At 57.4% G+C, this 26,976-nt stretch carries 30 protein-coding genes; all 30 read left to right on the top strand.

Annotated elements, in window-relative coordinates:
- The first annotated feature begins 190 nt into the window (after positions 1-190).
- The 30 genes from N909_RS0106660 (at position 191) to N909_RS0106515 (ending at position 26,944) form a co-directional block, all read left to right on the top strand.
- Positions 191-2,608, top strand: coding sequence for a tetratricopeptide repeat protein (locus N909_RS0106660; protein ID WP_029913241.1), 2,418 nt, complete (start codon positions 191-193; stop codon positions 2,606-2,608).
- Between the two features lie 42 nt (positions 2,609-2,650).
- Positions 2,651-3,070 (top strand): flagellar basal body rod protein FlgB, encoded by a 420-nt coding sequence (gene flgB, locus N909_RS0106655; RefSeq protein WP_029913238.1) that lies wholly within the window; start codon positions 2,651-2,653, stop codon positions 3,068-3,070.
- Between the two features lie 82 nt (positions 3,071-3,152).
- Complete coding sequence (gene flgC, locus N909_RS0106650) at positions 3,153-3,584, top strand: flagellar basal body rod protein FlgC (protein WP_029913235.1); 432 nt, start codon at positions 3,153-3,155, stop codon at positions 3,582-3,584.
- Between the two features lie 215 nt (positions 3,585-3,799).
- Positions 3,800-4,105, top strand: coding sequence for a flagellar hook-basal body complex protein FliE (gene fliE / locus N909_RS0106645; RefSeq protein ID WP_029913234.1), 306 nt, complete (start codon positions 3,800-3,802; stop codon positions 4,103-4,105).
- 132 nt (positions 4,106-4,237) lie between these two features.
- A complete protein-coding gene (gene fliF / locus N909_RS0106640) occupies positions 4,238-5,836 on the top strand; it encodes a flagellar basal-body MS-ring/collar protein FliF (RefSeq protein ID WP_029913232.1) in 1,599 nt (532 codons plus the stop codon).
- Between the two features lie 50 nt (positions 5,837-5,886).
- Positions 5,887-6,900 (top strand): flagellar motor switch protein FliG, encoded by a 1,014-nt coding sequence (gene fliG, locus N909_RS0106635; protein WP_029913230.1) that lies wholly within the window; start codon positions 5,887-5,889, stop codon positions 6,898-6,900.
- Positions 6,887-7,543 carry a FliH/SctL family protein gene (locus N909_RS0106630; protein WP_029913228.1) on the top strand — a complete coding sequence of 219 codons (657 nt, stop codon included), beginning with the start codon at positions 6,887-6,889 and terminating at the stop codon, positions 7,541-7,543. Before fliG ends, N909_RS0106630 begins: the two co-directional genes overlap by 14 nt.
- Entirely contained in the window at positions 7,543-8,865 is a 1,323-nt protein-coding gene (locus N909_RS0106625; protein WP_029913226.1) for a FliI/YscN family ATPase, read from the top strand. Before N909_RS0106630 ends, N909_RS0106625 begins: the two co-directional genes overlap by 1 nt.
- Positions 8,866-8,868: 3 nt before the next feature.
- Positions 8,869-9,309, top strand: coding sequence for a flagellar export protein FliJ (gene fliJ / locus N909_RS0106620; RefSeq protein WP_029913224.1), 441 nt, complete (start codon positions 8,869-8,871; stop codon positions 9,307-9,309).
- Positions 9,306-9,836, top strand: a complete 531-nt coding sequence (locus N909_RS0106615) for a MotE family protein (protein WP_029913221.1) — start codon at positions 9,306-9,308, stop codon at positions 9,834-9,836. The genes fliJ and N909_RS0106615 overlap by 4 nt, the downstream gene beginning before the upstream one ends.
- A 36-nt stretch (positions 9,837-9,872) precedes the next feature.
- Entirely contained in the window at positions 9,873-11,570 is a 1,698-nt protein-coding gene (locus tag N909_RS0106610) for a flagellar hook-length control protein FliK (RefSeq protein WP_029913218.1), read from the top strand.
- Between the two features lie 29 nt (positions 11,571-11,599).
- Positions 11,600-12,265: a flagellar hook assembly protein FlgD gene (locus N909_RS0106605; RefSeq protein WP_029913214.1), complete on the top strand. Its 666-nt coding sequence runs from the start codon at positions 11,600-11,602 to the stop codon at positions 12,263-12,265.
- The gene (locus N909_RS0106600; protein ID WP_029913211.1) at positions 12,262-12,645 is read left to right on the top strand and encodes a TIGR02530 family flagellar biosynthesis protein; all 384 of its coding nucleotides are present in this window, start codon (positions 12,262-12,264) and stop codon (positions 12,643-12,645) included. The genes N909_RS0106605 and N909_RS0106600 overlap by 4 nt, the downstream gene beginning before the upstream one ends.
- 72 nt (positions 12,646-12,717) lie before the next feature.
- Positions 12,718-14,067 carry a flagellar hook protein FlgE gene (locus N909_RS0106595; RefSeq protein ID WP_029913209.1) on the top strand — a complete coding sequence of 450 codons (1,350 nt, stop codon included), beginning with the start codon at positions 12,718-12,720 and terminating at the stop codon, positions 14,065-14,067.
- Positions 14,068-14,085: 18 nt separating this feature from the next.
- A complete protein-coding gene (locus N909_RS25600) occupies positions 14,086-14,223 on the top strand; it encodes a hypothetical protein (RefSeq protein ID WP_155005883.1) in 138 nt (45 codons plus the stop codon).
- Between the two features lie 281 nt (positions 14,224-14,504).
- The gene (locus N909_RS0106585) at positions 14,505-15,269 is read left to right on the top strand and encodes a motility protein A (RefSeq protein WP_029913206.1); all 765 of its coding nucleotides are present in this window, start codon (positions 14,505-14,507) and stop codon (positions 15,267-15,269) included.
- Positions 15,270-15,281: 12 nt separating this feature from the next.
- On the top strand, positions 15,282-16,013 hold the full coding sequence (locus N909_RS0106580; RefSeq protein ID WP_029913204.1) for an OmpA family protein: 732 nt from the start codon (positions 15,282-15,284) through the stop codon (positions 16,011-16,013).
- Positions 16,014-16,102: 89 nt separating this feature from the next.
- Complete coding sequence (locus tag N909_RS0106575) at positions 16,103-16,591, top strand: flagellar basal body-associated FliL family protein (protein WP_029913201.1); 489 nt, start codon at positions 16,103-16,105, stop codon at positions 16,589-16,591.
- Positions 16,592-16,600: 9 nt separating this feature from the next.
- Positions 16,601-17,605 (top strand): flagellar motor switch protein FliM, encoded by a 1,005-nt coding sequence (locus N909_RS0106570; protein ID WP_029913200.1) that lies wholly within the window; start codon positions 16,601-16,603, stop codon positions 17,603-17,605.
- Between the two features lie 3 nt (positions 17,606-17,608).
- The gene (gene fliN, locus N909_RS0106565; RefSeq protein WP_029913197.1) at positions 17,609-17,926 is read left to right on the top strand and encodes a flagellar motor switch protein FliN; all 318 of its coding nucleotides are present in this window, start codon (positions 17,609-17,611) and stop codon (positions 17,924-17,926) included.
- 2 nt (positions 17,927-17,928) lie between these two features.
- Positions 17,929-18,303 (top strand): FliO/MopB family protein, encoded by a 375-nt coding sequence (locus N909_RS0106560; RefSeq protein ID WP_029913195.1) that lies wholly within the window; start codon positions 17,929-17,931, stop codon positions 18,301-18,303.
- Complete coding sequence (fliP, locus tag N909_RS0106555) at positions 18,300-19,037, top strand: flagellar type III secretion system pore protein FliP (RefSeq protein ID WP_029913193.1); 738 nt, start codon at positions 18,300-18,302, stop codon at positions 19,035-19,037. Before N909_RS0106560 ends, fliP begins: the two co-directional genes overlap by 4 nt.
- A gap of 82 nt (positions 19,038-19,119) precedes the next feature.
- On the top strand, positions 19,120-19,389 hold the full coding sequence (gene fliQ, locus N909_RS0106550; protein ID WP_029913191.1) for a flagellar biosynthesis protein FliQ: 270 nt from the start codon (positions 19,120-19,122) through the stop codon (positions 19,387-19,389).
- A 14-nt stretch (positions 19,390-19,403) separates the two neighbouring features.
- Positions 19,404-20,180 (top strand): flagellar biosynthetic protein FliR, encoded by a 777-nt coding sequence (gene fliR / locus N909_RS0106545; RefSeq protein ID WP_029913188.1) that lies wholly within the window; start codon positions 19,404-19,406, stop codon positions 20,178-20,180.
- A gap of 96 nt (positions 20,181-20,276) precedes the next feature.
- A complete protein-coding gene (gene flhB, locus N909_RS0106540; RefSeq protein ID WP_029913186.1) occupies positions 20,277-21,332 on the top strand; it encodes a flagellar biosynthesis protein FlhB in 1,056 nt (351 codons plus the stop codon).
- Between the two features lie 103 nt (positions 21,333-21,435).
- A complete protein-coding gene (gene flhA / locus N909_RS0106535; protein ID WP_029913184.1) occupies positions 21,436-23,529 on the top strand; it encodes a flagellar biosynthesis protein FlhA in 2,094 nt (697 codons plus the stop codon).
- Positions 23,519-24,901: a flagellar biosynthesis GTPase FlhF gene (gene flhF / locus N909_RS23710; RefSeq protein WP_051689579.1), complete on the top strand. Its 1,383-nt coding sequence runs from the start codon at positions 23,519-23,521 to the stop codon at positions 24,899-24,901. The genes flhA and flhF overlap by 11 nt, the downstream gene beginning before the upstream one ends.
- On the top strand, positions 24,898-25,797 hold the full coding sequence (locus N909_RS0106525; protein ID WP_029913177.1) for a MinD/ParA family protein: 900 nt from the start codon (positions 24,898-24,900) through the stop codon (positions 25,795-25,797). The genes flhF and N909_RS0106525 overlap by 4 nt, the downstream gene beginning before the upstream one ends.
- Positions 25,797-26,555, top strand: coding sequence for a FliA/WhiG family RNA polymerase sigma factor (locus N909_RS0106520; RefSeq protein ID WP_029913174.1), 759 nt, complete (start codon positions 25,797-25,799; stop codon positions 26,553-26,555). Before N909_RS0106525 ends, N909_RS0106520 begins: the two co-directional genes overlap by 1 nt.
- A 2-nt stretch (positions 26,556-26,557) precedes the next feature.
- Entirely contained in the window at positions 26,558-26,944 is a 387-nt protein-coding gene (locus tag N909_RS0106515; protein WP_029913171.1) for a hypothetical protein, read from the top strand.
- The last annotated feature ends 32 nt before the right edge of the window (positions 26,945-26,976 follow it).

The raw sequence follows: 26,976 nt of genomic DNA, 5'->3' as shown, positions 1-26,976 counted from the left end.
GAAAGAGCGGGGCGCTGACAGTCCGTCAAAATCACGACTCAGTTATCGATAAGGGCCACCAAAGAGACCTATGGCACGATTGCTATGGCCTAATATCTTGAAATCTATAGAAAATAAATATTGTTTAATTTTTTGGCACGATTCTGGCCTATCGGGTTGATGGATTCTTTTCGCAAGCCCGGAGGAGTGGATGAATCAACCTTTGTCGATTCTTAAAATTCTTGGAATGATTCTCTTTTTTGTGCTGTTTCTGCTGAGCACGATTTTGCCGGTCAGGGCCGCCCAGGCGGTGAGCCTGATCGGGATGAGCAAAGAAGAGACGCCGTATCATACCCGCATCACCCTGGAGATGTCGGCGGTGCCGCAATTCCAGATGGAAGAATCGGGGCAGCGGGTCGACTTGCTGTTAAACGATGCGGATATTTCCGGTCAATTGCGCAAACTGCCAGAAGATGAGGCCGTGGTCAAAATCCTGTTGGCCAAGAAGCATCATGACCTGATGGTTTCTATTTTGCTGCGGCGGCCACCCAAGCAGGTTGTCGCTGAAAGTAAGGACAATCCGGGGCGGGTGGTTCTGGACCTGTACTGGGAGGATTCCTCTGCGGCCCGCCCTGCCGTGGCCTTTCGAATCGCCGACATGCCCCCGCGCAAGGCCGGCAGCGGAGCCTCGGCCTATGCGCAACAGTCTCCCTGGGATGGGCGCTGGCGGGAATTTTTTGCCGAATACCGGCAATACTGGAAGTTGCAGCTGCCGTTGCGTTTTACCCTGCCCGAGCTCCCCCCGCTGGTGACGGATGAGCACAGCCCGCTGTGGCCGTTGCAACAGTATACCGTGCAGGGCAAGTACCTGAGTTTGCAGCATGCTGCTGAAAATCTGTCCGGGCTGAATGACGAGCAAACCCTGCGCAGGACGCTGCTGGTTGCGGAAGCCCGCCTGCGCAGCGATGCGCTGGAAAGCGCTGTGATTCTGCTTGACCAGTTACGGAACGACCCCAACCTGCCCCAGGCCCTCAAAGCCCGTGTCGAATATTTGACAGCCTATGGTCAAGCTGTTGGCGGGCAGCCGGTTGTCGCACAATTGACACTGCAGTCCCTCCTGCCCCGGCTGAGCCAGGGGAGCCCGTTGCTGCCGTTACTGCACCTGCTTTATGGCGAAGCAGCTCTGGCTTCGCAGCAGAACCAGGTCGCCCTCGACCAACTGACCGCAACCAAGGTGACCTGGCCCGCAGCATTGGAACGGATGGTGGCGCTGCGGCGGGCTGACGCCCAGGCCGGCTTGGGCCACACGGGCCCGGCGCTGGATGCTTATCGTGACCTGGCCGAAGTGCCGGGGCTTTTCGAACAGCAGCTGTTTTCCTGCAACCGCGCAGCTTTCAGTGCATTCCGGTCCAAGTCCTACACCTTTGCCGGTGACCTGTACCGGCGGCTGATCCCGCCGACCGAAGATCTGCCCGGGCATGACCTGGTGCTGTTTGCGAGCGGGTTATCCGCTTATGAAGCGGGTGACGAGACCTGGGGCATGATCGGCCTGGAGCGGGCGTCCCTGGACGAACCGGGGAGCGAAGGCTCCGACCGTGCCCGGCTGCGGCTGCTTGATCATCAGATTTTGAAAGGTGGCGAACTGGAACTGGCCGAGGCTGCCATCAAGTTCGGCCAGCTGGCGCAAGCCTCAAAGTATCGGGTTGTGCGCGAGGAAAGCTTTTTCAAACAGGCCCTGGCCCATTATCTGCTGGCGGAGAACACACTCAGCGTAAATGAATTGATGAAGTTTCGGCGCGATTTCCACAGTTCCACCTTACGTCGTGAGGCTGATCTGCTGTTGGCCCGGCAACTGCCCGGCGTGGTCCATCAGCTGCTGGCAGACCACAATGACCTGGATGCGGTGGTGCTGGTGGAGCAGAACCGTAAATTGCTGCTCAGCGGCCATCTTGACCGTGAATTCCTGCAGGATCTGGCCACCGCATTCGACAACCTGGGCCTCTATCAGCGGGCCGCGCGGGTGCTGCTGTATATGCTCGACCGCTTGGACGGGCAAGCGGATCAGAAGTATCTTTATCTGCCGCTGATTCAATCCTATTTCAAGCGGGGCGAATATGCGGAGGTGACGGACTTTGCCGGCCGTTACCTGGATAAATACCCCCAAGGCGAGGATGCGGGTGCCATTTACGGGCTGCTGCTGGATGCCTATCAACACCAGGGCGACAATGATCAGTTGTTGGCCTGGTTGCATAAGCCTGATCGTCCGTCCAGCCCCGAGCTGGATATCCGGGCCGCCTGGGATTATTGGCGGTTGGGGCGTCCCGCGGACGCTATCGACAGTCTGGAGCGGGCGCGCCAGGCCGGCGCTCAACTGCAAGTCAAAGAAATGGCACTGCTGGCGGAAGCCTGCTATCAGGTGGGGCGTAATCAACAGGCGGAAAAAAATTATCGGAGCTTGTTGGATGACAAAGAATTCGGCCCGCAGGCCCGCTATCGAACCGCACAACTGCTGCTGCGGCGGGAGGAAAGTAAACCGGCTCTGGCCATGCTGCAGCAGCTGGTCGAGCAGGATGGTGCCAGCCCCTGGGGGAAGTTGGCGCGGGATTTGCTCATTCAGAAGAAACGCTGATTCTGTCAGTTAAAAGTGTCAAAGATTAGTCAGGAGTGCATCATGGCAGATTTTAAAATTACCGGGCAGACGATTGCGGTGCTGCAGAAAAGTCTTGATCTGCGGTCTGAGAAACAGCAGGTGATCGCAGGCAATATCGCCAATGCCGAGACCCCCGGCTATGCCGCGCGCAAGTTCAGTTTTGAGGAGAATCTGCGCGATGCCATCAATAATCCCGGAATTGCCGCCCGCCAGACCAACAGCCGGCATTTCCCCATCGGCTCGGGATCGATCGAAGCGGTGCAGGGAACCCTGGACAAGGATATCGACCACAGCCCTTTGGGCGACGGCAATACGGTTTCGATGGAAGACGAAATGTTTGACCTGGCCGAAAACCAGCTGCTCTATGAAGCCGGCAGTCAGATTATTCGCAAGAAGCTGTCCCTGCTGAAATACGCCGCCAATAACGGCAGTGGCGGCTAGTGCCCGTTTGGAAGCTGGCGCTGGCTGCAGAGCTTGTTGAAAAGGGTCGTTTCTGGAAGAAACCCCGTTAGGAGAATTGCTTATGGACATGTTCACAACGATGAAAATCAGTGCTTCGGCACTCAAGGCCCAGCGGGTGCGGATGAACGCCATCAGCTCCAACCTGGCTAATATCGAAACCACCAGGACGCCGGACGGCGGTCCCTATCGCAAGCGGGAAGTGGTGTTCCAGAGCACCCAACAGGGCTTTGCAGAAACCCTCGACAGCCAAATGCGTGATGCGGTCCAGGGGGTCAAGGTCAGTTATGTGCAGGCCAGCCCGCTGCCGCCGCGGATGGTCTACGATCCGTCCCATCCCGATGCCAATGAGAACGGAGAAGTGGCCATGCCGAACATCAGCCTGGTGGAAGAGACCGCAGACATGATGTCGGCGTCCCGCGCTTATGAAGCCAACGTCACGGTGGTCAAATCAGCCAAGCGGATGGCGTTGAAAGCGCTGGACATCGGTAAATAGTTGGCAGCCGGAAACGGCCTTTTTCCGCCGTGGCGGTGTCAATCTGCCGGCTTATTTGTGCGGCGTAAAGAACTACGCCTCCGCAGAAGCCCTTGATTTTCTAGCCACAACGAAAAATTGCTCGTTTCCAATCTGAAAACTTATGCGCTGGCAGCCGGAGTTTCCGGATGCCAACTAAATAGTTTTAACCCAATCTAAAATATCAGAGGTCGACAATGAAAAGTGTATCGGACATTACCTTAAGCAGTCATCTGAAGGGCCTGGCTAAACCGCAGCATGCCCCTTCGGTCAGTGATATCGGCAACAAATTCAGCGAAGCTCTGAAAAACTCCATCTCCCAGGTGAACTCGGCCCAGGTCAGTGCCGACAAGGCGGCCGAACAGATTGCCGCCGGCGAAACCAAGAACCTGCACGAAGCGATGATCAAGCTGGAAGAGGCTGACATCTCCATGCGCCTGATGGTGCAGATCCGCAACAAGGCGCTCGATGCCTATCAGGAAGTGATGCGGATGCAGGTCTGATGCCCGGGCCGTCCCGCTCAGCGCTGTGCTGCAGGGGGATCGCGGCCCTTGGTCGAGAATAACCGCAGTTTGTCCGTTCAGTAACAACCGGCGTTAAGAAGATCCAGAACCAAACCTAACCGGAGCAGAATCATGGCCGCAGAGTCAAAAGACATCGTTCAGAGCGAACCCGTAAAAAAGAACCTGTTAAATGTCATCATGGAGTGGTCACTGGCGCGTAAATTGAGCCTGGTGGCTGTGGCGCTGGTCTGCGTCGTCCTGTTCTCCCTGATCATCATGCAGTCCCGGGTGGCCGACTACAGTCTGCTGTTCGCCAACCTGCCGAGCCGGGATGCCGCATCCATCGTTGAATGGCTGAAGGAGCGCAAGATCCCTTACCGGTTGGAAGATGGCGGCAAAAAGATCATGATTCCGGCCGATCAGGTCTATGAGGCCAGGATCGAACTGGCCGGCTCCGGCCTTTCCGAAGGCGGGGTCGGTTTCGAAATTTTTGACAAGCAAAGCTTCGGGATGACCGATTTTGCCCAGAAGGTCAACTATCGTCGCGCGCTGCAGGGGGAATTGATGCGGACGATCTCCTCGCTGGCCCCGGTGGAGTCGGCGCGGATTCACCTGGCGCTGCCGGAAAAGCGGCTGTTTCGTGAGCAGCAGCAGCCGGCAACGGCTTCGGTCATCGTCAAGCTGACCCCGGGCCGAACCCTGAATGAAGCCCAGCTGCAGGGGATTATCCACCTGGTGGCAGGGAGTGTCGAAGGGCTGGAAGCCGAGAATGTCACGGTGGTCGATTCCAGCGGCAAGGCGTTGTCGCGGACCCGCGGCGACGAAATGAACGGACCGATGACGCCGGGGATGCTGACCTATCAACAGACCATGGAACGACGGCTGGAAAGTCGGGCCCAGGCGTTGCTGGATCGGGCCTTGGGGGCGGGCAACTCGCTGGTCAAGGTCAATGCGGATATCGATTTCGACCAGCGTGAACGGGTCGAGGAAGCCCTTGATCCCAAAGGGGCGGTCGTCGTCAGTGAGCAGAACAGCACCGAACAGGGCAGCGGGGAGAGTTCGAGCGGTGTTCCCGGTGTGGTCAGCAACCTGGACCAGACCAAAGGGATGACCGTGGCCACGACACCATCGTCGCGCTCGTCGGAAACTGTCAATTATGAATTGAGCAAGGTGACCAGCAAGACTGTCAGCTCGGTCGGCAACCTGAAGAATCTTTCCGTTTCGGTCCTGGTGGCCGACCGCATGGAGCCGGGCGCCGAAGGCAGCGAGCCGAAGTCAGTGCCGCGCAGCGCCACGGAGCTGAAAGATATCGAGCAGATGGTGCGGACCGCGCTGGGCATCAGCGACACCCGCGGCGATCTGATCTCGGTGGTGTCGATGCCGTTTGAAACCGATTTCCTGGATGAGCCCCTGCCATCGCCTTCAGTGGTGGACAAGGTCTACCCTTGGTTGCCGGTCATCAAATATGGCCTGCTGGCCCTGGCCGCGCTGATGGTTTACATGATCTTCCTGCGGCCCATCATCCGGACTCTGCGGGGAGCCAATGAGGAGACTCAACCGATGAAAACAGTGGAAGAGCTGGAAGCGGAATTGCGCGGGATAGAGCAGACCCCGTTGCTGGGTGGCCCGAGCGATCCGCTGGCACAGATCCGCCAGGAAGTGCTTGGCGGCGACATGTTGCCGGTGCAGGTGGTCAAGAACTGGCTGCGCCAGGAACCGGCTGAATCCTGATCTGGCCCCTGAAGCTAGTGCGTTTATAACCGTATGACCTGGAGCAACCTGTGAAAAAAGCAAAACATTTAACCGGTGCCAAAAAAGCGGCGATTCTGCTGCTCTGCCTCGGTGAAGATGCTACGGCCAAGATTTTCGAGGCCCTCGATGATTCCGAGGTTCGGGAAATCAGCCGTTGCATGATCAACATCGACCATGTCGACCCGCTTCTGGCCCGGGAGATCCTTGAAGAGTTCAAGGAGGCCCGCGGCGGCGACATCGGCGTTTATGTGCGCGGCGATGAATTTGCCAAACACGCGATTCTGGGCGGCGGCAATGCCGCACGCGCCCAGTACCTGCTTGATCAGGTCTCAGCCGGCATCGAAGGGCGGCCGCTGGAGACCATCTCCAAGATGCATCCGCGGATGGTCGCCGGGTTGCTGGAAAACGAGCATCCGCAGACCGTGGCGCTGATTCTGTCGACTCAGAAGGAGGATCACACCAGCAAAATCCTCTCCGAACTGCCGGACGAACTGCGCGGCGAGGTGATGTACCGGATTGCCAAGATCGAAAATGTCTCGCCGGAAGTGATCAGCCAGATCGAAGAAGCGCTGCAGCGTGAAGTCGGCGTGATCGTCGGCAAAGACCGCAAACAAGTCGGCGGGATCGAAAAAGTGGTGGAAATTCTCGGCAAGATGGAAAAGGGTGCTGATCAGATGATTCTGACCAGCATCGAAGCGGTTGATCCGGATATGGCCGAAGAGATCCGGCGGCGCATGTTTACCTTCGAAGATATGGCCTCCATCGATAATCGCGGCATGCAGGCGATCCTGCGCGAGGTCAGCACCGACATGCTGACCCTGGCGCTAAAGACCGCCAGCGATACCCTCAAGCAGAAGGTTTTTGCCAATATCTCTCAGCGGGCCGCCGATATGATCATGGAAGACCTCGAGGCGATGGGGCCGCGCAAACTGTCTGAAGTTGAAGCGATGCAGACCGAGGTGGTCAAAATCGCCATGAAGCTTGAAGAAGAAGGGTCGGTCGTGATACCGGGCCGAGGTGGTGGTGGCGATGAGCTTGTCTAAGATTTACCGCGGCAGTGACGCGAGCGAACTGAAGTCTTTTGAATTCCAGTCTTTTGGTGGCCCCGCGCCGAGCGCGGCTCCGGCAGAAAAGAAGGCGGCCCCGGTGGCGCCGCCACCGCCGACGGCGGCCGTTGCCGGGCACAGCGCCAAGGAGGTTGAAGACGCCTATGCCCGCGGCCTTCGCGAAGGGCTGGAGAAAGCCGGGCAGAGACTGGAGTCGGCCACCAAGGCTTTGGCCGATGCCCTGGACGAGGTCAGTCGCCTGCGCGAAAAACTGGCCCAGAACAGCCGTCAGGATATGCTGCGCCTGGTGATGGCGGTGGCAGAGCAGGTCATTCGCCAGCAGGCGGCCGTCGATTCGAGCGTGGTCATGAACATTATCGACCACGCCCTGCAATCTGCGGTGCGTTCCGACCGTTACCGGGTGCGGATCAATCCGGCCGATCTGGCTGCGGTGAACGAGCAGAAACCACTCTTTATCGCCAGTGTCAGCGGTCTGAAAAACCTCCATATCGAAGCTGATGCGACCATTTCGGCCGGCGGCTGCCGGGTTGATTCGGAACTGGGAGAGGTCGACGCCACCCTGGAAACCCAACTGGACAGTATTCGCCAGGCCTTAACCGCAGCGATGACGGAGCAGTGATGACTGATCTGGTGGCTTGTGTCAAAGCGGTGAACCCGATCAAGGTCAGCGGCAAAGTGATCCAGATCGTCGGCCTGGTCGTCGAAGGCTACTGTCCGACTGCCACCGTTGGCACATTGTGCCGACTGCTGCCCCTTGACGGCGGCGCAGCGGTGCCGGCCGAGGTGGTCGGTTTCCGTGATTCGCGCGCTCTGCTCATGCCCTTGGGGGAACTGCGCGGGCTCGGTCCCGGCAGCCTGATTCAGGTCATGCGCAGCAGCGCTACCCTGCCGGTGGGCGAACAGCTGCTGGGCCGGGTCATCGACGCTCTGGGGCAACCTCTGGACGAGAAGCCACTGCTCCCCTGTGAAGACGAATGTCCCCTTTATGCCCTGCCTTCCAGTCCCATGGCCCGCAAGCCCATTGTCCAGCCCCTTGACCTCGGCATCAAGGCGATCAACAGCCTGCTGACCTGCGGCATCGGTCAACGGATGGGGATCATGGCCGGCTCGGGGGTGGGTAAGAGCGTGCTGCTGGGGATGATGGCCAAACATACCCAGGCCGATATCAATGTCATCGCCCTGATCGGCGAACGGGGGCGGGAGGTGCGGGAATTCATCGAACGCGATCTGGGACCGGAGGGCCTGGCCCGTTCGGTGGTGGTCACGGCGACCTCGGACCAATCGCCGCTGTTGCGGATGCGCGGCGCTTTTGTGGCGACCACCATCGCCGAGTACTTCTGCAACCAGGGCAAAAACGTGTTGCTGCTGATGGACTCGGTCACCCGGTTTGCCATGGCCATGCGCGAAGTCGGCCTGGCCATCGGTGAGCCGCCGACGACCAAAGGCTATACCCCGTCGGTTTTTGCCACCTTGCCCAAGCTATTGGAACGGGCCGGGAATTTTAAGAACAAGGGGAGTATTACCGGCCTTTATACCGTGCTCGTCGAAGGGGACGACATGAACGAACCGGTGGCCGACTCGGTGCGTTCGATCCTTGACGGCCACATTGTTCTGTCTCGCGATCTGGCCGCCCGCAATCATTTCCCGGCCATTGATATCCTCCGCTCCGCAAGCCGGGTCATGCGCGATATCGTGACCCCGGAGCATCTGCAGATGAACGGTCAGACCCGGGAAATCATGGCCACCCACAAGGAAGCGGAGGATCTGATCAATATCGGCGCCTATGTGGAAGGGAGTAACGGCAAGATCGACTACGCCATCTCGCGGATTGAAGCGGTCAACGATTTCCTCTGCCAGGGGATGAACGATTCGGTTGATCTGGAGACGACCCTGGCCGAGCTGAATACTCTGCTGCTCGACCGACGCAAGGCGGCGAGGTAACCCATGGCCGGGAAATTTAAATTGCAGGCGGTCCTGAATTATCGCCAGTTATTGGAAAACCAGGCCCAACAAGTGCTCAGCCTGAGCCTGCAGGAACAGGCCGGGATGCTGAAGAAGATCGAAGAATTTCGTCAGCGGCTGCAGAACCACGATGCCCAATTGCGGGTTCGCCAGCAGGAGGGGATGACCGTGGCCGAAATGGAGCTGTTCGAAGCCGGCATTCAGCACTGTCGCCAGCAGATTCAGCAGTTGCAGCAAAAGCTGCTGGTCCTTGATCGGCGTATAACGGAGGAGCGCAACACTTTGCTCAAAACAGCTCGCGAGCGGCAGGTGATGGAAAAACTGAAAGAAAAACAGGAGGCCGAATACCGGCATGAACTGGACCGCAAGGAACGGGAGATGCTCGATGAAATCAGCCTCCGGCTTAAAGGAGAAGGCTCATGAAAACCAGCGCTGGTCTGTTATTGCTGGCCCTGTTGTTGCCAGCACCGCTGCTTCATGCTGCTCCGGCAACCTCGACAGCCCCGGCTGATCTGGTCGGCAACAAGCCGATTTCGTCGGTTGAAGAGCGGCGGATTCTGGTCTCTATCGAAGATGAATATACCAAGCTGGCAGAAAAAAAGGCCGAAATCGACAGCCGGGAAATGCAGCTAAAGACTCTTGCCAGCGAGGTCGATAAGAAGCTCGCAGCGATGCAGAAGTTACGGGATGAACTGACGAAACTTTTGGATCGTAAGCAAGAGGCGGAAGGCGAACGAATCGGCGAATTGAGCCTGATTTACGAAAAGATGGCTCCCCAGAAAGCAGCCGTCCTGATCAAGGGTCTGGACCAGCAACTGGCCGTCGATATTCTCCTCGGGATCAAGAAAAAGACCGCCGGGAAGATTCTCGACAATCTTGATTCGCAAACCGCCACCCAGCTGAGCAAGGCTTTCACCGAAATACCGGTGGGGGACACGACCGGTCAGTGAGAACGGTCTGCCAAATGTCGAAAGGGGGTGAGAGAGATGCAGGACACAGCAAGAATCGAACGGATGACCGCAACGCCCGATTTGCCGGCAGCCAAACGCAGCTCCAGCAAAAATGACGAGGCTTTCGATCGGATTTTCAATGAAAAACAGCAGCCGGAGCAAGACCCGGCCGTAGCGCGTCAGACGCGCAGCAAAGACGGCGCAGGCACAGCGGACAAGCCCGACCGGACGAAGAGCCGGGATACAGAGGGGCAGTCGGCAAGGGCAGAACAGAAATCCGCCGCACCGGACCACTGCCGGGAAAAAACTGCCGGAAAAGATGCCGCTGCCAAGCAGGACGAGGTCACTGGAAAGAACGACGAGCAAACCGCCGCAGCGATAGCTGACCAGCCGGCGGAGGCCGCTTCGGCAGAAGAAGCCATGCAGCAGATCCAGCAGACCCTGGTCAAGCTGATGAAGGTGATGTCCAAGCAGGGGGACGCTACCGATGCCGATACCCGGGAGCAACTCGACAGCCTGCTGACCGATCTGGTGCAGCAACTCGATTCCACCGATCTTCATGGTGAGGAGGTCCTGGCCGGAATCGATTTGTCCGCCCTGGCCGATCAGCTTGAAGAACTGAAGAAGAGTGAAGACAAGGATCACTTGTTGACACAACTGCTCAGCGGGATCGAAAACCAGCTGGTTGCTGTGCCGGCTGAAGTGACCGCGACGTCGGTTCAGGTAGCGACCGCGCCGGAAGCGACCGCAGCCCAGGAACAACCGGGCGGGAAAGCTGAAACTCTGGCACAGGCCCGGCAGATTCTCCAGCAGGTTATTGATGCGGTCAAAGCACAGAACCAGACCGAACCGGTTGCCACTGAAGGCGTCGCCACGGCCAATGCTGCCGAGGATGGCGCAGGGAATAATGCCAAAACAGCCGAGGAGCTTGACCCGCGGTTCGCCGGGCTGCTCAATCCGCGCGCCGAACAGCGTGTTTCCCAGGGCAAACCGACTCATCGGACAGCCGCGTCGGCACCGGCCAATCAGGCTGCCAGCACACAGTTGCAGCAGGCTCAAGAGACTCATGGAGAACAACGCGCTGCGACCGCAACGGAAGGTCTGGTGGTGGAACATGGCCAGCAAAAAGCCCCTGCCAGTCATTTGAGCCAGATGACGGAACAGGGTGAAAAACATGTTCTGGACGGGCTTTCCCCCCAGGCCCATCATGCTCAACCGGGGCAGGGACCCGTTGCCGGCCCGGATACGGCCAAAGCCATGCCGCAAAATCCGGTCCTCCAGTTGCCCAGCGGGCAGCAGGTCGCGGAAAGTCAGATTTTTGACCAGGTGGTCAGCCATCTGTCAGGCAGCGTCAACGGCGAATCCGGCCGTATGGTGCTGAGGTTACAACCGGCGGAACTCGGTTCACTTAAACTGGATCTGGCGATCGAGGGGGACAAAATCAGCGCCAATATCCATGCCCAGAGCCAACAGGTCCGGGAAGTGTTGGAGCGGCACCTGCCGCAACTGCGCAATGCCCTGGCCGAACAGGGGCTGAAGGTCGAGCAGTTCCAGGTGAGTGTCGAGCAAGGCGGTCAGCAGGGGCAGTACGATAACCTGTCAAGGCAACAGCAGCAGTTTGGGCAGTCCCATCAGCAGCACGGCAGATTTTACCAGGAGGCCCCTGAAGAGGACAGCATTCCTCTGGTTCATCTGCTGCAGAACGGCGGCGGTGGCATCAGCCTGCACGTTTGAAAACTTCGAGAAAGGAGGTGGCGTAACGAATGTCAGCGATCAGCGGAATCAATAGCGGCTACTCCAGCGCACTATCTTCGGCATCGACCGATGATGTAGCCATGGGCAAGGATGATTTTCTCAAGCTTCTGGTTGCCCAGCTGCAAAATCAGGATCCGATGAACCCGTCCGATCCGACCGAATTTACTTCGCAACTGGCCCAGTTCAGTCAGCTTGAACAACTGAGCAATGCCAATAAGAGCCTGGAAGGGCTCAACACCATGAGTACCGAAATGCAGCGCATGTCGGCGCTGGGTCTGGTCGGTCAGGAGGTCATCGCCCAGACTGATCAATTCCGGTTTGAGGGTGAGCCCCTGCAACTCGGTTATCGGACCGAACTGCCGGCTGAGGACATCAAGCTTTATGTCCTCAATGAAAATGGTTCGACCCTGGCCACCATCAACACAACCGAGACCGACGCCGGAGATCATTTCCTCGAATGGGATGGGACCAGCGACCTGGGCTTGCCCCTTGAACCTGGCAACTACACCCTGGTTGTGCGGGCGGTCGATAAGGATGAGGCCCTGGTTGACTCAGCACCGCTTGTGAAAGGGACGGTGACCGCGGTTGACCTGGGCAGCAGCAGTACGCAGCTGGAAACCAGCGCCGGAATCTTTGCCATGGCAAAGGTGGAAAAAGCCGGAGCCAGCCTATGAGTGAGCACATCACCATTTTCCCGCAGCCGATCGGGACGCCCCGGACTCCGACAGCACGCGGCAGACAACACAATAGTGGCACATCCGGCAGTTTTGACCAGCTGCTGCAGAACCGCATCGATCAGGGGAGCGTCAAGTTTTCCCGTCATGCCAGCGAACGGATGCAAAGCCGCGGGATCCAGTTTTCGCCGGATCAGCTGCAACGGCTCGAGTCAGCGGTCTCCCAGGTCAATAACAAAGGGGGGCGTGAATCGTTGGTCATGCTCGACGATACCGCGTTGGTGGTGAGCGTCAAAAACGAAACAGTGGTGACAGTGGTCGATAAAAGCCAGTTGAAGAATAACGTTTTTACCAATATTGACAGCGCAGTGATTGCTTAACCGAACCGGTCCTCTTTGAGGAGGTTCGCAAGCCGCCGACCGATTGACGCGGCTTACGAAAGGAGTTTTACCATGGGAGTTTCCAGTTCTCTGTACAGTGGCGTCAGTGGCCTCAATGCCAACGGTAATGCGATGAGCGTTATCGGTAATAACATTGCCAATGCCAATACCATCGGCTTCAAATCGAGCCGGGCGATCTTCGGCGATCTGCTTTCCAGTCAGATTTCGGGGTCAGGCGGTATTTCCCAGGTCGGCCGCGGGGTCGGCATGTCCATCGTCGATAATATTTTTAGCCAGGGCACCTTTGACAATACCGAGACCAATACCGATCTCGCCGTTGAAGGCGCGGGCTTTTTCATTGTCAGTGATCCCACCACCGGCAACGCCGTCAACAACTATACCCGGGCCGGAGCGTTCCGTTTTAATGCCGACGGCTACATGATTAATCCCGAAGGTTACAATGTCATGGGGTATCAGCTGGATGAAAACGGGAACACGGTGGGGGATTTGACGCCGATCTGGGCCAACACCCAGTCCTTTACCCAGGCCGGACCGACCTCCAGTCTGGATCTGAACACCAACCTCGATTCGGACTCCAACGCCATCCCCATCGTGGCTCCGGCGACCGAAGCATTTGATCCCCTCAACCCTTCCGGGACCTCGAACTACGCGACCTCTATCCAGGTGTACGACAGCCTCGGCAGTACCCACCTGATGACCACCTATTTTACCAAGACCTCGGATCAGAACTGGGAATGGCACTCCGTGGTCGATGGCGGTGATCTGACCGGCGGTACGGCCGGAGAACTGTCCATCGTCGGCAGCGGGAGCCTTGAATTCGATGCCAGCGGCGACCTGATCCGGGTTGACGGCCAAGACCTCTATACCATCCCGGGCGATACCAGCAGCGATGCCGTAATTCCCCGGCCGACTGCGTTGACCACTGCCGGGTCCTTCACCTGGAACAACGGCGCCGTCCAGAACCAACAGATTTCCATCGACATGCAGACCAGCCAGTACTCCAGCCCTTCAGTGGTTGTGTCTCAGGAGCAGGATGGCTTCGGGACCGGCACCCTGGTCAAGCTGAGTGTTGACGAAGCCGGCAATGTCATCGGTAACTTTTCCAACGGCACTCCGCGCAAACTGATGCGGATCGCCCTGGCCAAGTTCACCAACCCGAATGCCCTGGACAAGGCGGGGAATAATATGTATGCCCAGAGTACCGGGTCCGGGGTTCCGGTTATCGGTACGGTTGGTTCCGGGGTCGGTAACATCTTCACTAACGCGCTGGAACTGTCCAACGTCGACCTGGCTCAGGAGTTTGTCAAAATGATTACCACCCAGCGCGGTTTTTCCGCCAACTCCAAAACCATCACGACAACGGATGAAATGCTCTCCGAGGTTATCAATCTCAAACGGTAATCCGGGAGAGTCAAAATCATGACTTTTAAGAAAGCCGCTCGGTTGATTCCGAACGGCTTTCTTTTTGCGCCGGGAAGTATGCTCTATTCGTGTGTCGAAAAAATGACCGACCGCGGATTGTCCCGAATGGAGCTGGTTAAAGCGACTTTGCAGTAAACTCGGGAGGGCCATCGGGGGCTGTCCCAAGAGTTTGCGAGCCATGAAACTGTCGCGGTTAGCACCGCAAAGACCTGGGACAGCCCCCGTGCGGGGACAGTCCCGGTTTGGCTGCCATCGACCTTTAAAATAGCGGACGGCTCATTTTATTGGAGCTTTTTATTGAACTGGCATGTAATCTGCTTATCACATTTAGCGGTGTTAATTCTATGAATTGCCGTCAAGATTTTGTTATTGTCTCCCTTCACCGGAACAAGGATTTCATGGGATAGAGGACGTTTATGGATATCGCAACAGTAATCGGTCTACTTGCCGCCTTTGGTTTGATGGTTTCCGCCATCATGCAGGGCAGCTCCCTGATGATTTTCATCGATATACCTTCCGTCACCATCGTCGTCGGTGGAACCATCGGTACCGTACTGGTGCATTTTCCTTTCGGCGACCTGATGGGGGCTTTCAATGTCGCTCGCAAAGCGTTCTTTCATAAATCGCAGTCGCCCGTCGAAACCATTGAAAAATTGATCACCTACGCCGGTAAGGCGCGCAAAGAGGGGATTCTCTCGCTGCAGTCGGTGATGAATGATATCGACGATGAATTTTTTCTCAAAGGGCTGCAGATGGCCGTGGACGGTCAGGAGCCGGACGCGCTGAAAGAGATGCTGGAAAAGGAGATCGAGTACGTCATGGATCGGCATGACAAGGGGGCGGAGATCTTTGCGACCATTGCCACCTATTCCCCGGCGATGGGGATGATCGGTACTCTGATCGGGCTGGTGCAGATGCTGCAAAATATGAGTGACCCTTCGTCCATCGGTCCGGCTATGGCGGTGGCGCTGTTGACGACCTTTTACGGCGCGGTCATCGCTAATGTTATTGCCAGCCCGATTTCCGGAAAACTGAAGATCCGTTCCGCCAGCGAAGTCTTGAACAAGACGCTGGTCACCGAAGGGATGAAAGCGATTCTCGAGGGGGAAAATCCGCGCCTGATGGAACAGCGCCTGCATGCCTTTGTCGCGCCTAAAGAGCGCCAGAGCAACTTCGGCTAGGGAGTCGCGAGCATGGCGAGGAAACAGAAAAAGGAAGCGCCAGGAGCACCTATGTGGATGGTCACCTTCAGTGATATGGTGACCCTGCTGCTGACTTTCTTTGTGCTGATGCTGTCGATGGCGAATATGGATCAGGTCAAGTTCGACAAGGCCAGCGATTCCCTGGCGGGTGCTTTCGGGGTGTTGGCCAGTAGCAGAAAGACCGAAGCAGCGCCGCCGCGGGTGGTCTCCTATGCGCCCATCGACGATGATTTCACTTCGCGGGTCTATCGACGCATCAAGACCAAGATCAATGAGTTGAAGCTGAACAAGAAGATCGAACTGGTCAAGGATCGTGGCGCCGTGGTTCTGCGCGTCGATGAAGCCGTCCTGTTCGCGTCCGGATCGAGTCGGCTGGACCCTGCGGCGGATCCGATCCTGCGGAAAGTGGCAGAGCTGGTCAGGCCGTTACCGCTGAATATGAAAATCGAAGGGCATACCGATAACCGCGGTTCGGAGATGGCCAACTGGGAACTGTCGGTCAACCGGGCGGTTGCGGTGCTGCGGTTTTTTGCGACCCAGCAGTTGCTGCCGTTAAACCGGCTCTCGGCAACCGGCTATGGCTCGCAAAAGCCTCTGTTTCCCAATAACAGCGACCGGGAAAGAGCGCTAAACCGGCGGGTGGAATTTGTCCTGGAAAACCAGGGCGATCCGAACCAGGAGCTGCCCTACCTGATCGATGCCAATGATCAGGCCCCATTCTGACAGGTGACTGTCGGCAGGGTATTGCAACGCTGAAATTTCAAATCTGTAATTCTGCGCTGTCAGCAGCGGAGTAAAGGAAGGAACAATCGATGGCAAAGGAACCGACAAAACAACCAGAAGGCAGTGGCGGATCAAAGACCAAGCTGATCATCATCATCGCCGTGGTCCTGGTCCTGCTGATCGGTGCAGGCATTGGTGGCTTTCTGTTTTTGAAAGGGGATGATAGCAAAACCCCAGAAGCGGAGCAGGCCGCCGCAGCGACCCAGGGAAAACAGGTCGGCCCGATGGTCAATATCGACAGCTTTATCGTCAATATTCTGGATGATGAGGAGAGCCGCTACCTGAAAGCCGCCATCACCATCGAGGTTGACAGTGATGCCGCCGCACAGGAGCTGAATCAGCGTATGCCGCAGATCAAGGACGCGATTTTGCTGCTGGTCGGCAACAAAACATTCAGTGAACTCAGCGACCTGCAGGGAAAAATTCAGCTGCGGGCTGAATTGATCAACAAATTGAACAGCATTCTGGTCAAAGGGAAGGTCAAGCGTATCTATTTTACGGACTTTGTCGTCCAATAGGGGCTGGCTGTGGAAAAGATCCTCAGTAAAGAAGAAATTGCCGACCTCCTCTCCGCGGTCAGACATGGTGAGATCGACATCGAGGAGACCGGCGCGGAGTCCGCCCAACCGGCGCAAGAGAACAGGATTCGCAAGGCGAGGAGCTGCAACCTGTTCAAAGCCGATGGCCCGGAAAGCTGGAAGCTGAAGAATTACGATCTGATTCTGGACAGCTTTGCGCGTAACTATGCCCTGTCTCTGTCAACCCGTTTTCAGCGGGCTGCCCATGTCAAGCTTGAGGCCATGGAATCGATGGTCTTCGATACCTTGCTACAGCGCCTGTCCGGGCGGGGAGCGATCGGGATCATGCAACTGGAGCCTCTGACCGGCGGCGCGCTGTTGGTGTTCGACGAACAGATTTCGTTTTCGATGGTGGAAATGGTGCTGGGCGGCAGCGCCGATGTCCATATGGTTATCCCGAATCGCGGCATGAGTCCCATCGAACTCAATGTCATCCGCGACGTCATTAACGCGGCCTGCCCGGAAATCAATAAAGGTTTCAAGCAGGTCATGGATGTCGAATCCTCTCTGGTCGAAGTGGTCAGCAACCTGCGTCTGCTGAACTTCGTGGCGGCCGAGGTTGGTGTGGTTGCGGCCCGGTTCAAGGTGGCCATCGATAATCTGGAAGGCTCGGTCACCCTGGTGGTGCCCCATTCAGCCCTGGAGCCGCTGCAGAAGCTGCAACAGCTCAAAGCCGTCCCGACCAGTGCATTGCAGAATAGCAAATGGCAGGCGCTGGTTTGTACCGAGCTTGAACAGATGGAGGTCGAGGTCCAGGCGTTGCTGGCGACGGTGTCGTTGCGGGTCAGGGATATTCTCAATTTTGAGGTCGGTGATGTGATCGAACTCGGCTGCAAACCGGAAACCCCGCTGAAAATCATGGTTGAGCAGCGGCCGAAATTTTTCGGCGTGGCCGGGGTCCAGGATGGCAAAAAAGCGGTCCGCGTATTGGAGCGGATTTCCCACGGAGGATAGGTGATGAGTGACGTGAAACAAAACAGTAGGCAACCCGAACCGGCTGACAAAGGGCTGGAAGGGCGGGGAATCGATCTGCTGCTGGATATCCCCCTGGAAGTGGCCGTCGAAGTCGGCCGTTCGCGGATTCTGGTTCGCGATCTGCTGCAGTTGCAGGAAGGATCGCTGGTCGAGCTCGACAAGCTGGCCGGAGAGCCCCTCGACCTGTATGTCAACGGGCGGCTGATCGCCAGAGGCGAGGCGGTTGTTGTCAACGACAAGTTCGGCTTGCGGCTGACCGATGTTGTCAGCCCGTCCGAACGGATTGAAAAGCTGGGCTGATCATGCGTTTTGCCATTCTCCCCCTGCTTTTGATTGCCACGCCGGCCTGGGCGGCGGATCCGATCGCCGAACCGAGTCTGCTCGGGTCGGCGCTGAAAATGGTTGCGGCGCTGGCGGTGATCATCGGGATTCTGCTGCTCTTCTATGCGGCCACTAAAAAAGGCTATGCGTTTTTGCCGCAGAAAAAGGGTGGCTTGATCAAGGTGATTGAAACCCGTCCGCTGGGCGGGCGCAAATTCCTCTGTATCGTCAGGGTGCGTAATGAGGAATTGCTGTTGGGGCTCAGCAACGATCGGATCGAATGCCTGAGCAAACTGACTCCTGCCGCCGATAGCTTTGCAGACAGCCTGCAGCAAGCCAGTGAGGAGCAGTCATGAAGGTCAAAACCCTTTGCCTGCTGGTTCTGTTGCTGCTGCCGCTGACGGCCTACGCGCAGGGCTTGCCGACCATTACTTTGGGCGTCGGTGAAGCCACGGAACCGGGCGAGGTGTCAACGGCGCTGCAGATCCTGATGGTGCTGACCATCCTTTCGGTGGCTCCGGCCATTCTGTTAATGACCACCGGCTTTACCCGCATCGTCATCGTCCTTTCGTTTGTTCGCCAAGCCTTGGGGACCCAACAGGCGCCATCCAATCAGATTGTGGTCGGTCTGTCCCTGTTCCTGACTTTTTTCATCATGGCGCCGGTGTTCAATCAGATTAACGAGCAGGCCCTGCAGCCTTACCTGAACCAGCAGATCACCCAGGATCAGGCGCTGACCGAGGCATTGAAGCCGATGCGCCAGTTCATGTTCTCCCAAGTCGGCGAAAAGGACCTGCAGCTGCTGGTCGATATCTCCAAAGCGCCGCAACCGGAAAATCAGGATGACATTTCCCTGTTGACCCTGATCCCGGCTTTTGTCCTGTCGGAGCTGAAGCGGGCTTTCCAGATGGGATTTCTGCTGTTTGTCCCGTTTTTGATGATCGATATGATCGTTGCCTCGATCCTCATGGCCATGGGGATGATGATGCTGCCGCCGATCATTATTTCCTTGCCGTTTAAGATCCTGCTGTTTGTGTTGGTGGACGGCTGGTCACTGGTCATCGGCTCCCTGGTGAAGAGCTTCGGCTGAGCGTCCGCCCCTGCAGGGAGCGCGGACGGGTGACGGGCAGCCGGCGCCAGCGGCTGTCAAAATTTTAACAGTGAGAGAGCTTATGACCCCGGAATATGTTGTCGGTATCGCCAGGCAGGCGATTGAAACCACCTTGATGTGTGCGGCCCCGATGCTGATCGTGGCCTTGGTGGTCGGCCTGATCATCAGTATTTTTCAGGCCGCAACCCAGATCAACGAACAGACCATGACCTTTATCCCTAAAATCGTCGGCGTTTTCGTCACCCTGCTGATTTTTGCCCCCTGGATTCTGCAGAAAGCGTCCTTATTCATCATCGAAATCTTCAACCAGCTGCCCAACGTCGGCCGTTGACGGAACGTTGATTTATGGAGTTGCCACAACTCTCCGTGCCGCTGATTCAGGGATTCCTGATCTGTTTCTCCCGTATTGCCGCAATGTTTGCGGCCATCCCGGTGTTCAACGGTTCGCAGCTGCCGGCTCAGGTCCGGGTCAGCTTTGCCTTTCTGTTTTCGTTATTGACCTACCCGGTGGTGAAGGGGTTCATTCCGGCCGCAAGCCTGGCGCCGTTCGAACTGGCCATGTGGCTGGGCGGTGAGGTCATCCTCGGCCTGCTGGTCGGGTTTTTGGCGCAACTGGTGTTCATGGCCGCCGAGTTCGCCGGTTCGGTGATCGGCTATCAGATGGGCTTTGCCGCCGCCAATCTCTTTGATCCGACGACCCAGTCCCAGGTGGCGCTGATCTCCCGCTTTCAAGGCATCTTTGCCATACTGCTGTTTCTTTCCCTGGACATTCACCACCTCTTTCTGGAAGCGATCGTCTCCTCCTTCGAAATGCTCCCACCAGGCAGCCTGACCCTGTCCGGCGGCGCCATCCCGATGATTGTCGAAGTGGCCAATCATTCCCTGATCCTCAGCATTCGTCTGGTGGCACCGATCCTGGTCCTGCTGATTCTGTCCAACCTGACCCTCGGCGTCATGGCGCGGGTCTTTCCCCAGCTCAACGTCTTCCTGCTCTCTTATCCCCTCAACATCGGTATCTCCTTTATTGTCATGGGGTTGACCCTCGGGATCGTGGCCAATCTCCTGCAACACGAATTTTTTACGCTTTCGGAACGGTTCTTGCGTCTGTTCAGCCTGATGTGATTTTTTTAACGGTGCCGTGACAAAAAACTGTCACCACCGGCCGTTGTTTCCCCAGGGACGCACGGATCAGAGCGGAACAGGTGCCGGGAGCGCAGGATGGCGGAAGAATCAGGACAGGAACGTACCGAACAGGCGACGGAGAAGCGTCGCCAGGATTTTCGCGAAAAAGGCCAGGTTGCCCAGAGTAAGGAAGTCGCCACAGCCGCCCTGCTCACTTCTTCGCTGCTGCTCTGGGTGTTCTATGCGCGTTTTTTCTGGCGTGATCTCGAGCAGCTCTATCTGCAGCTGCTCGGCTCTTTCGGCAGCATGGAGCTGACCGCGGCAGCTGTGATGCACCTGGGCTGGGACATGGGGCTGGTCATGGCCAAGGTGCTCTGGCCGGTCTTTCTGATGACCCTGGTGATCGGCTTCTTTGCGTCCTTTTTGCAGGTCGGGCCGCTCTTTTCCACCAAAGTCTTCATGCCCGATCTGAACAAGTTCAATCCGATCGCCGGGATGTCCAAGTTCATCTCCAAGCGGTCCGCGATTGAACTGGTCAAATCCCTGGCCAAAGTCTCCCTGATCGGTCTTGTTGCTTACAAGACCGTTGCCGCCGAATTCGACAAGTCCTTGAATCTGCCCTTGGTCGACCTTGAGCAGACGCTGTTGTTTCTGGCCCAGGTCGCCTTTCTGGTGATGGGCAAGACCTGCGGCATCATCATTGTGCTGGCGGTCATCGATTACGGTTTTACCAAGTTTGAGATGGAAGAGAAGATGAAGATGACCAAGCAGGAGATCAAGGAAGAATACAAAGATACCGAGGGGAACCCGCAGATCAAATCGCGGATTCGCTCTTTGCAGGCGCAGATGGCGCGGCGGCGGATGATGGCCGAGGTCCCCAAGGCCGATGTCATCGTCACCAACCCGACCCACCTCTCCATCGCCCTGTCTTATCGGCGTGAGGAGATGAACGCACCGACGATTGTCGCCAAGGGAGCTGATCATCTGGCGTTTCGCATCCGCGAAATCGCCCGCGAAAACAAGGTTCCCATCGTCGAAAACAAGCCGGTGGCACGAGCTTTGTACCAGCAGGAAGTGGGCGAGGAAATTCCTGAGGGCATGTTTACCGCCGTGGCCGAGATTTTGGCCTATGTGTACAGCTTGAAGAAATAATAACTTATTGAAAATATAGGGATTGTTTAGGTGTTTTTTGCAGCTCAACGCCGTGCCAAAAACTTGACAAGCCCGTCAGAATTCAGACTTGAGGATAAAATTTATGGCGACACTTGATGGCGTAATCAACAACCGGTGGAAGGAAGCGCTGCTGCGCAGTGATATTCTGGTGGCGCTGGGACTGGTCTTGATCCTGATGCTGATGATTCTGCCGGTTCCGCCGATGCTGCTGGACCTTTTCCTGTCCATGAACATCACCATCGGGTTGCTGATCCTGATCATCGCCCTCTATACCACGCGCGCGCTCGATTTTGCGATCTTTCCCAGTATCCTGCTGATTACCACTCTGTTTCGGCTGTCTCTCAACGTGGCGTCCACCCGCCTGATCCTGCTCCATGGCGATGAGGGGCCCTCGGCCGCGGGGAATGTCATCCAGGCCTTCGGTCAGTTCGTGGTCGGCGGCAATTACGTGGTCGGGATTGTTATTTTCGTTATCCTGGTGGTCATCAACTTCATGGTTATCACCAAGGGTGCCGGCCGGGTTGCCGAGGTGGCGGCGCGCTTTACCCTGGACGCCATGCCCGGCAAGCAGATGGCTATCGACGCCGACCTCAACGCCGGTCTGATCAACGATGAGGAGGCTCGCGCCCGGCGCAAGGAGGTGTCCTCGGAATCCGATTTCTTCGGTGCCATGGACGGGGCCAGCAAGTTCGTCAAGGGGGATGCCATCGCCGGCATCATTATCACCCTGATCAATATCGGCGCGGGTTTTGTCATCGGGGTCATGCAGAAAGGCATGCCCATGGCCGAGGCCGCCGCCAACTACACCATCCTGACTGTCGGTGACGGTCTGGTCGGGCAGATTCCCGCGCTGATCATTTCCACCGGTGCCGGCATCATGGTCACCAGGACCGCCGGGGACGAGGATTTCGGTACGGAAATGAAGCGCCAGTTTACGGTCCATCCGCGTGCTATCTGGGTGGTGGCGGGCATTCTCCTCGGCTTTGCGCTGATCCCCGGCCTGCCGCAGCTGCCGTTCTTCATGCTCTCTCTGATCCTTGGCGGGATTGCCTGGCAGGTGCAGAAGTCGCGGCAACAGGTTGAGCAAAAGCAGCTGGAGGTTGATACGGCACCGCCGCCCAAGCAGATCGAAGAGGAAAACTACGAAAAGATGCTCAGCGTCGATCTGCTGGAGATGGAGGTCGGTTACGGGCTGATTCCGTTGGTCGATACCGCCCAGAATGGCGAACTGCTGCCGCGCATTAAATCGATCCGCAAACAGTTCGCCCTCGATTTTGGCTTCATCGTGCCGCCGGTGCATATCAAGGATAACCTGCAGCTCAAACCCAACGAATACGCCATTGTTCTCAAAGGGGTGCGGATCGGTGGCGGCGAATTGCTACCCGGCCATTATCTGGCCATGAATCCGGGCACCGCCACCGAGACCATCAAAGGGGTGGAGACCGTCGAACCCGCCTTCAACCTGCCGGCGGTGTGGATTTCGGAGGATAAGAAAGAGCGCGCCCAAATTTCCGGCTATACCGTGGTCGACAATACCACTGTGGTGGCCACCCATTTGAGCGAGTTGATCAAACGGCACGGTCACGAGCTGCTCGGCCGCCAGGAAACCCAGAACCTGCTCGACAATATCGCCAAGGACTATCCCAAGCTGGTGGAAGAGCTGGTGCCGAACCTGCTCAGCCTCGGGGTGATCATGCGGGTACTGCAAAATCTGCTGCGGGAGAATGTTTCTATCCGCGATCTTAGAACTATTTTAGAAACTTTGGCAGATTGGGCACCAGTTGTGCATGACCCAGATCAACTGACCGAACATGTGCGTGCCGTGATGGCCCGTTCGATCAGCAACAGTTACAGCGATGACGGACAGGTACTTGAAGTGATGACCTTTGACCGAAAAGTGGAAACCAGGATCCAGGAAGCGCTGCACAGCACTGATCAAGGGACTTACCTGGCCCTTGATCCCGGCTTTGCCCAAGGCTTGATCGCCAGCTTGAACAAGGCGATCCAGAAGGTTGCCGGGGCAACCCCGGTGCTGCTCTGTACGCCAACAATCCGACTCCATGTCAAAAGGTTGACTGAACGCTACCTGCCGGGACTGGCAATTATCTCTCACAACGAGATCGCGCCTCATCTGAAAGTGCGGTCGATAGGAACGGTGACTGTCGATGTTGGTTAAAAAATTTGAAGCGGAAAATATGGCAGCGGCCCTCAAGCAGGTGAAGGAAACCCTCGGCGCTGAAGCGCTGATCCTGTCCACTCGGACCATCGGCAGAAAAGGCCTTGGCGTCCTCGGGCGGCAGATGATCGAAGTGACCGCGGCGATCGAGTCTCCGTCCATGAAGTCGAACCTGCGTCAGGCCGTCCCCGACAGCGGGGCTCCGGTTTCCAGCTTCGGCCGGCTTCCCGCCGCTTACAGCCAACGGGTGGAAACACTGGAGGACGAAGCGGTGTCATTATCCCGTCAGGCCATCAGTCGCAGTCAAAAAGTCGAGGTTACCGAAAATCCGCTGGAAGCCGAAGTTCGCCAGCTGCGGGCGCAGTTGGAAGCTCAGGATGTCGGCCAGCTGCAGCAGGAGATTAATGAACTGAAGCAGCTGATGCAGCAATTTGCCCAGGCCGCGCGACCGGTGCCGGTTGAACCCGTGCCCCAGCCCGCTCAACCCGCTGTCGAGGAACGGGTGGAGGTACCGCTGCGTCATGCTTCGCCAGCCGCTCCGGTTGCCAGATTTAAGACCGCCGGCGAGCAAACCCTGGAGGAGCTGATCCGGATGCTGACCGAGCGGGGGATCGATTCCGAGGCTGCCGCCACCATCGCTCGTTTCGCCGCACCCCAGTTGAACACCCGGCAACGCCAGGATGCTGGCGCCTGCCGGGAATTTCTCACCGCAACCGTGGCCGGACTGGTCCAAACCACCGGTCCGTTGTGGCAGCCGGGACAACCGCAAAAAAGAGTTTCCCTGATTGGCGCGACCGGGGTCGGCAAGACCACTACCATCGCCAAACTGGCTGCCGAAGCCATCCAGTGCGGTGCCCGGGTGGCTCTGGTGACCATCGACACCTACCGGATCGCTGCTGTCGAGCAGTTGAAGGTCTATGGCGACATCATGGGCCTGCCGGTCGAGGTGGTGCTCTCTCCGGAGCAATTGCAGGAGGCTTTCCGGCGTCATCGCGACAAGGACCTGATTCTGGTCGATACCGCCGGACGCAGTCCCCAGGATCAGCTGCGGATTGAAGAGCTGAATGAATTTCTCGGCCAGGGGGCAGGGGTTGAAAACTGCCTGGTCCTGGCCGCGACCACTGACGAGCGGTTGCAGCAGCGGACCTTGCAAGCGTTCAGCAAATTGCCGCTGAGTCGTCTTATCTTTACCAAGCTGGATGAAACGGATCGCTGCGGGGCATTGATCAACCTGCCGACCAGCAGCAACCTGCCGCTGGCCTACCTGACCAACGGTCAGAAAGTGCCAGAAGATATCATGCTGGCTGAAGCGCAGAAAGTGGCCGAACTGGTCATGGGACATGAAACTGAATCACGGAGGATGGCAGTATGACGAGCGGAGCCATGGATCAGGCTGGAACCCTGCGCACGATGCACGGGCAACTAGACAAAACAGTCGCGGAGTTGCGGATGCCGCAGACCCGCGTCCTGTCCATTACCAGCGGCAAGGGCGGTGTTGGCAAAACGGCGGTGGTCTCCAATGTGGCCGTTGCCTTGGCCAAACAGGGGAAAAAGGTCCTGATTATCGATGCCGACCTTGGCCTGGCGAATATCGATGTCGTTCTCGGTCTGTCGCCAACCTACAACTTGAATCATTTCTTCAGCGGCGAACGGACCCTGCGCGAAGTCATGGTCGAAGGTCCGCATGGACTGAAGATCCTGCCGGCGGGATCGGGGGTGCAACAATATACCCGCCTCGATTCGCAGTTGAAGATGCGCCTGATCGAATCCCTGGATGCTCTGGACGAACAGTTCGATGTCGTGCTGATCGATACCGAGGCCGGTATTTCCGACAACGTGACCTATTTCAATGTCGCTGCCCAGGATATCCTGGTCGTGACCACGCCGGAGCCGACGGCGATTACCGATGCCTATGCGCTGATGAAGCTGCTCTCCACCCAATACCATCAGAAACGCTTTCTGCTGGCGGTCAATTCGGTGCGCAACCCTGACGAAGGGCTGGACGTCTTTGAAAAACTGACCATGGTGTCGGGACGCTACCTGGATATTTTCCTCGATTACCTCGGCTGCATCCCCTACGACAAAAAAATGCATGATTCTGTGCGCCAGCAACAGGTCATGGTTGATCTTTATCCCGAGCATAAAGTGGCAAAGTCTTTTGTTGAATTGGCGGAAACGCTGCTGGAGATCCCGGCCGACAACCAGGCTCAGGGCACGCTGCAGTTTTTCTGGAAACAGTTTCTCGGAGTCGGTTCGGAGGCAAGCTGATGACCTACAGTAACAGCTACGGTCCGCCGGGGCCGGCGGAAAGGGAAAAGATGATTGAGAACCATTTGTCATTGGTTGATTTTCTGGTCGACAGGATGATGACCCAGGTTCCCTCCTTTGTCAGTCGCGACGATATCCGCAGTGCCGCGCTCATGGGCCTGATGGATGCCGCAAACCGCTTTGATCCAAGGCGCGGGGTGCTGTTCAAGACCTTTGCCGAGCGGCGGATCCGGGGATCGGTTTTCGACGAAGTGCGGCGGATGGACTGGTTTTCGCGTTCCCTGCGGGAAAAACAATCGCGGCTGACGAAAACCACCGAAGCTCTGGGCAAAAAACTGGGCCGTGCGCCAGACGATGAAGAACTGGCCGTGGCACTGGAACTGTCTCTGGACGAATTTCATGAGCTGCAGTTTCAGGTCAGCCAACTCGGTTACGTCAGCCTCAATGAAAACCTGGACGAAAACGAGGAGAACGGCAAATCCTTTATCGACAATATCGAGGATACCAGCCAGGAAAGCGTTCAAGAGCGCATGGAGGCCAATGAACTCACCCATGAGCTGGCCGGGTACCTGGAACAACTCTCGGAAAAAGAGCGGCTGGTGATTGCCCTTCTCTACTACGAAGAGCTGTCGCAGAAGGAGGTCTCCGAGGTCCTTGAGCTGTCCGAGGGGCGTATTTCCCAGCTTCACAGCCAGGCTCTCAGTAAATTGAGAACCCGGATGAAACGCAGCATCAATGCGCTGCGCACAGCGGGCTAATCATGCCCGTGGGCGTTCTCTTTGGACTGGTAGCCGTTGGCAGTACGGCGGTTTTGGCATTACTGCTGAGCCTGTGGCTGTTGAAAACCGTCCGCCAGCTCAAGCGGGAGCTGCGCCAGTTGCAGAACACCACCACCGCGCAACGGGAGCCGGAGCCCAAAGCCAGTTTTTCGGCCAGCCTCAACCAGGCTGAGCGGACTGAACGGGCAACCGTTCCGGCAGTGCCCCGGACCATCCCCCAGGCGGATCGATATCGCTATGTCGAAGCGCTCGCGGCGCAGGGGCTGGACGCCGGGAAAATTGCCGCGGCTCTGCAGATGGCTCCGGCGGAGATCGAGCAGCTGCTGCAACTGGCCAGGTTGAAGCAGAACATCGCCGGGCAGCACTGAATTATTTTGACAGCGCGGCCGGCGCAAGTACA

Source organism: Pelobacter seleniigenes DSM 18267 (assembly GCF_000711225.1).
In the GTDB taxonomy this organism is placed as follows: Bacteria; Desulfobacterota; Desulfuromonadia; order Desulfuromonadales; family Geopsychrobacteraceae; genus Seleniibacterium; species Seleniibacterium seleniigenes.
The sequence above is the reverse complement of the archived record's forward strand: the minus strand, read 5'-3'. Positions and strand labels throughout refer to the sequence as shown.